The sequence below is a fragment of the Ruegeria sp. BHSA118 genome (genome assembly GCF_059613405.1).
The window spans coordinates 1-5,547 of the sequence record NZ_JBXWSM010000119.1 but is presented as its reverse complement, the minus strand read 5'-3'; the positions used below and the strand labels follow the sequence as shown (position 1 = coordinate 5,547).

The window sequence follows — 5,547 nt, the reverse complement described above, 5'->3', positions numbered from 1 at the left end:
GTGCGACAAAAGCAAGGCCGGCGATTGCGGCCAGCCCACCGACCGGGGCGAAATCGAACATGTGAAACGGCTCGCCCAGTGTTTCGGCCCGGATCGACGCGATGATGATGTTCGGAGGTGTGCCGATCAGCGTCGCCATCCCCCCCAGAATAGTGGCGAAGCTCAGCGGCATCAGCGACAGGCCCACCGATCGCCCCGCCTTGCGCGCGGTCTGAATGTCCACGGGCATCAGCAGCGCCAGTGCCGCCACGTTGTTCATGAAGGCCGACAGAACCGCACCGATCCCGCCCATCAGGGCGATATGTGCACCCAAGCCCCGCGAGGCATCAACCAGCGTGCGGGTGATCAGGAACACTGCTCCGGACCGGACCAAACCGGCAGATACCACCAAAACCAGCGCCACGATGATGGTGGCCGGATGGCCGAAACCGGCAAAGGCGCCATCCACCGGCACGACGCCCAGCACGACGCCGATCATCAGCGCGGCAAAGGCCACAAGGTCGTATCGAAACCGGCCCCACAGCAGCATTCCGAAGACGGTGATGAAAAGCGCAAAAAGAATGATCTGATCTGTCGTCATGCCGTCACCATACTAGTCGGTGAAGCCGTCGCAAGCCGCTCTCTTGATCCTGCCCCCTGCAAACGTCTATATGAGCGCCGAACACGCAATCACGATGACGAGGACGCATTATGGCAGGCCACTCAAAATGGGCCAACATCCAGCACCGCAAGGGGCGTCAGGACGCCGCGCGGTCCAAACTGTTTTCCAAACTGTCGAAAGAGATCACCGTTGCCGCCAAGATGGGCGACCCCGATCCCGACAAGAACCCGCGCTTGCGTCTGGCCGTGAAAGAGGCCAAGTCGAACTCGGTTCCCAAGGATGTGATTGACCGCGCGATCAAGAAATCTGTGGCCGGTGAGGGCGACGAATACGAAGAGATTCGGTATGAGGGCTACGGCCCCAACGGCGTGGCCGTGATTGTCGAAACCATGACCGACAACCGCAACCGCACCGCCTCGACCGTGCGTTCGACCTTTTCCAAGAACGGCGGCAATCTGGGCGAGACGGGCTCGGTCGGGTTCATGTTCGACCGCAAGGGCGAGGTTGTCTATCAGGCGGATGCAGGCGATGCGGATACGATTTTCGAAGCCGCGATCGAAGCCGGTGCCGAGGATGTCGAAAGCTCGGAAGACGGCCACATCATCTGGTGCGCGGATACCGATTTGAACGACGTTTCGAACGCGCTGGAAGAAGCGCTGGGTGAATCGGAATCCACCAAATTGGTGTGGAAGCCGACCACCACGACCGAGCTGGGTCTGGAAGACATGCAAAAGCTGATGAAGCTGGTGGATGCGCTGGAAGACGATGACGACGTGCAGCGTGTCACGACCAATTTCGAAGCCTCGGATGAGGTGATGGCGCAGCTCTGAGCTGTTGTGGATAGTGATGGCGAAACCCGACTCAACGGCCGGGTTTTTTCGTTTTTGGACAGTTTTGAAGAGTTGTTGGCTGAACCCTTCGAAACGCATAGGCTGAAAAAAAACCCGGAATTTCCGGGGTGACGCCACCGAAAGATCCGCGATGGATGCGACTGCTGAAAAGGCCAAGCGAAACGTGCCGGTTCTTGCTGGGCAGAGTATCGTGTCTCAAGTCGCGTGGACTCTGGGCAGCCCATCGGTCGTTTTGCCGTTTCTGGCCGTGTCATTCGAATTGCCGATGTTCGTGGCGGGCGCCCTGGTTTCGGTGCGAATGATTGGCAGCCTGATTTCCGATTTCTTTCTGGCGCAACCCATAGCGGCGAAATCGCAAAAGAAACGTGCCATCGCGCTGACCGAAGCGATCATCGGATCCTGTCTGGTTCTGGCAATGGTGGCCGCCGCGACCGGGGTCGTTCCGTTGATCGCAGTGGTTTTCATAGCGGTCTTTTTCGTGATCGGTCTTGTGGACGAGGTGCAGAACCTGATGTTCACCGATCTGCTGGGCGATCATGTCCACTCGCGTTCGCGCATGGTTCTGCATTACCTGCAACTTGGGGGCGGGGGCCTGTTTGCCATCGGCCTTGCCATGCTGGTGCATCAGATCACCAGGGAAAATCCACCTTTTTCACGCCACTCAACCATGATCGGCGTATCGGTTGCGTTTTTCATGCTGTCAGGGCTTTTGATGCTGGCCATGACAGAGAATGCCCGCTCGGCGGAGCCGGCAAACAAGACCGGACCCAAAGCAAAGCTGTCGTTCAAAGCCAATGCCCGGGGTATTCTTGGCATGTTCGAATACTCGTGGTTTCGGCGTTACATGGTCATGCGAATGCTTTTGGTGGCTGTTTCGCTTTCCGTCCCGTTCTTCGCGCTGATCGCGGCCGAGGCGCATCACAGCTCGGCCAAGGGGCTGACCGCGATGATTGTTTCATCTGCTTCGGGCTATCTTGTGTCCGGGCCTTTGTGGCAGGTCGTGAACATGAAGTCTCATCGTGCCGTCATGGTGGTCGGGACACTGATGGTGGCCGCAACCGGCGGTGTTCTTCTGGCATTTCACTACTTGGGTTTTGATCACGATGTGCATCTGCACGCGATCGCGCTGTTTGTTGTCACCGTTGCGGTGACCGGGATCAGCAGCGCGCGCAAGCTTTATTTCCTGGACGTCGCGCCCAAGGAACAGCGCGTTCAGGGATCAGCCGCGATCAAGTCTTTTACTCGATTGTTGGCGGTGCTGCTTTCGGTGGCCCTGGCCGCAGTCGCCCATATGCACGAGGTTGCATTGGCCGTCGGGTTCATAGTCGCGGCCAGCCTGGTGGCCTGCGTGACATGCTATCTGACGATGTCGCCGGACCGAAAGGACGCCCCGGACACACAGGGCTGATGCGGCTCCGCTCAGAAAAAGGAAGAAATCTCGTCCAGGGGCTTTTTCAGCTTTGCCACGGACGGCACGGTCGCGGTTTCCGAGGGATGTCCAACTGCGATGATCATTGTCGGTTTCTCTGAAGCGGGCCGACCCAGCGCATCGGTCAGAAACCGCATCGGATTCGGGGTATGCGTCAACGTGCTGAGACCGGCGTGATGCAACGCTGCCAGCAGAAAGCCGGTGGCAATGTTCACACTTTCCGGCACATAGTAATTCTTGTACCGCGTCCCGTCGTCGAATTGCCCCCAGCGTTGGGCAAAGACCACGATCAGCCACGGGGCGATGGTCAGATGTTCCTTGACCGCGTTTGTCCCGATGGGTTCCAGTGCCTTGATCCATTCATCGCCCGCCCCTCCCGCGTAAAAGCGACGCTCTTCTTCTTCGGCTTCCTCGCGGATGCGCAGTTTCAGCTTGGGGTCCGAGACGGCAGCAAAATGCCAGGGTTGGTGGTTTGCACCTGACGGGGCCGTTCCCGCGGTGCGCAGGCAGGTTTCGATCACGTCACGAGCCACCGGGCGCGTGGAGAAGTCCCGAACGGTATGACGTCGCCGCATCTTGTCAAAAAAAGCCACTGCCGCGTCCTGCATGTCCGCATCACTGATCTCGCATCGGTCGGGCAGGGGAATGGGGTCATAACTGAGGGCGTCGCGCGAGAACATTGGTTCCTCCAATCGAATGAGTCTGACTATATGCCGTGTGACGGTAGTAAAACCCGTTGCGCAGCATGCTGGACCGCCTGTGTAAGGGGTTTGAGCGCCGGGGCAAGAACCCGCCCGACCTGCCAGCTGAGCGCGATGTCCAGTGGCGCATCGGGAACGATCGGGCTCAGCAGCCTACGCGCCATGGCGTCTTGCACAAGGGCTGCGGGGTTCATGCCCCAGCCAATCCCGGCGATTGCGGCATCAACGAACCCTTGCGAAGATGGCAGGAAGTGGAAAGGCGGTGACAGATGTTTGCCGGTGTGATGTGCGATCCACGCTTTTTGCAGACCGTCCTTCCTGTTGAAGACAAGGCAGGGCGCTTTGCTGAGGGTTTCCTCGGTCACGCCGTTCTTGAACCAGGTGTTCACAAATTTCGGGCTGGCGGTGGGCAGATACCTCAACACGCCCAGCTCAATCGCGTCGCAACCGCTCACGGTTTGTCCGCCGACGGTGACGGCGGCGCTGACCTCGCCGCGCCTCAGCCAATCCGCCGAATGGTCCTGATCGTCGATTACAAGGTCGAAAAGCATGTCGGGCACCCGCGCCATCGCGTCAATGAACCAGGTGGCCAGAATGTCGGCGGGAACCGCCACGCGAACCCGCGCGGGCCCGGGTTCTTGTGCCAGTGTCAATTCCCGAGCCAGCTGCGCCTCCAGCAGACCGACATCTTCGGCGTAACGTGCGATGCGCTGCCCGGCTGGCGTTCCGGTGCAAGGGGTTCCCCGATGGATGAGCGAGGCGCCCAAGCGATCCTCCAGCGCTTTTATCCGCTGGGATATCGCCGAAGGGGTTACTGCCAGTTCCGCCGCCGCCGCATCAAAGCTGCCATGGCGCAGAATGGCTGACAAGGCGGCCAATTGGTGAGGGTCCAGCAACATTAGCAAAACTTAACTGATGGCAACATCTTTAATTTGATAGATCGCATCGCGACCATTAGTCAACGCAATGGCAACGCAGGAGATACCATGCCAACATCCGTGATCGCCGGTTTTGCGCTGGGTTTCAGTCTGATCCTCGCCATCGGGGCACAGAACGCCTTTATTCTGAGGCAGGGCTTGCGGCGCGAGCATGTGTTTTTTCTGTGCCTGACCTGCGCGGTGTCTGATGCCATCCTGATCGGAGCGGGTGTGGCAGGTTTTGGCACACTGGCACAGGCTGCACCCTGGTTCGAAACCGTGATGCGATACGGTGGGGCGGCATTCCTGATCTGGTATGGCCTGCGCAGTCTCCGGTCGTCCTGGCTGGGCGGTTCGGTGATGGAAATCGGCAATGGCCAGCGAACCAGCCTCAAGGCCGCGCTGCTGACGGTATTCGCGTTCACCTGGCTGAACCCGCATGTATATCTGGATACGGTCGTGCTGATCGGTTCGATCTCGGCCCAATATGACGACCGGCTTGGTTTCGCCCTCGGCGCGATGACATCCAGTTTTTTATTCTTCTTTTCGCTTGGCTATGGGGCAAGCATCCTGTCGCCTGTTTTTGCGCGCCCCAGGGCGTGGCAGGTGCTGGACGCAGGGATTGGCGTGGTCATGTTGGGTATCGCGCTGAAACTTGTTACCATGTGAAGGGTTGTTCCCGGCCGGGTTTCGGTGTTCAACCTTGAACATGACTTCATCCACCGTATCGTCCCGCCCGCTTGCCGGCATGTTCTGGATGTTCGCCGCCGGCTTGTCCTTTGTTGTGATGACCGCGCTGGTGAAGTCGCTGGGCACATCGATGAATTCCATTCAGGCCGCCTTCCTGCGATATGTGCTGGGGTTGGTGTTTCTCTTGCCGGCCATGCGGTCGATCATGGCGACGCATCTGACCCCCCGCCTGCTGACGCTGTTCGGTCTGCGAGGTGTCGTGCATGCGGTTGCGGTCATGCTCTGGTTCTTTGCGATGACACAGATACCACTGGCCGAAGTTACAGCCATGAATTACATGACTCCGGTTTACGTCACA

Annotated in this window: 7 protein-coding genes; 4 read left to right on the top strand and 3 right to left on the bottom strand. The window is 59.0% G+C overall.

Going from position 1 to position 5,547, the window contains the following annotated elements; all coding sequences use genetic code 11:
* Nucleotides 1-580, bottom strand: a 580-nt coding sequence (locus AC2FNN_RS20970) for an SLC13 family permease (RefSeq protein ID WP_496760388.1), incomplete at its 3' end; no start/stop codon positions are given.
* A gap of 110 nt (nucleotides 581-690) precedes the next feature.
* Here AC2FNN_RS20970 and AC2FNN_RS20965 point away from each other — a divergent pair.
* Nucleotides 691-1,431 carry a YebC/PmpR family DNA-binding transcriptional regulator gene (locus AC2FNN_RS20965; protein WP_496760386.1) on the top strand — a complete coding sequence of 247 codons (741 nt, stop codon included), beginning with the start codon at nucleotides 691-693 and terminating at the stop codon, nucleotides 1,429-1,431.
* 151 nt (nucleotides 1,432-1,582) lie between these two features.
* Complete coding sequence (locus AC2FNN_RS20960; protein ID WP_496760385.1) at nucleotides 1,583-2,860, top strand: MFS transporter; 1,278 nt, start codon at nucleotides 1,583-1,585, stop codon at nucleotides 2,858-2,860.
* 11 nt (nucleotides 2,861-2,871) lie between these two features.
* On the opposite strand, the gene AC2FNN_RS20955 is transcribed toward AC2FNN_RS20960, so the two are convergent.
* Together AC2FNN_RS20955 and AC2FNN_RS20950 are read right to left on the bottom strand one after the other, a co-directional pair.
* Nucleotides 2,872-3,561, bottom strand: a complete 690-nt coding sequence (locus AC2FNN_RS20955) for a nitroreductase family protein (protein ID WP_496760384.1) — start codon at nucleotides 3,559-3,561, stop codon at nucleotides 2,872-2,874.
* Between the two features lie 26 nt (nucleotides 3,562-3,587).
* Nucleotides 3,588-4,481, bottom strand: coding sequence for a LysR family transcriptional regulator ArgP (locus AC2FNN_RS20950; protein WP_496760382.1), 894 nt, complete (start codon nucleotides 4,479-4,481; stop codon nucleotides 3,588-3,590).
* A gap of 87 nt (nucleotides 4,482-4,568) precedes the next feature.
* Between AC2FNN_RS20950 and AC2FNN_RS20945 the strand changes: the two genes are divergently transcribed.
* Both AC2FNN_RS20945 and AC2FNN_RS20940 read left to right on the top strand, forming a co-directional pair.
* Nucleotides 4,569-5,168 carry a LysE/ArgO family amino acid transporter gene (locus AC2FNN_RS20945; protein ID WP_496760380.1) on the top strand — a complete coding sequence of 200 codons (600 nt, stop codon included), beginning with the start codon at nucleotides 4,569-4,571 and terminating at the stop codon, nucleotides 5,166-5,168.
* A gap of 40 nt (nucleotides 5,169-5,208) precedes the next feature.
* On the top strand, nucleotides 5,209-5,547 hold a 339-nt coding region (locus tag AC2FNN_RS20940; protein WP_496760390.1), incomplete at its 3' end, for an EamA family transporter.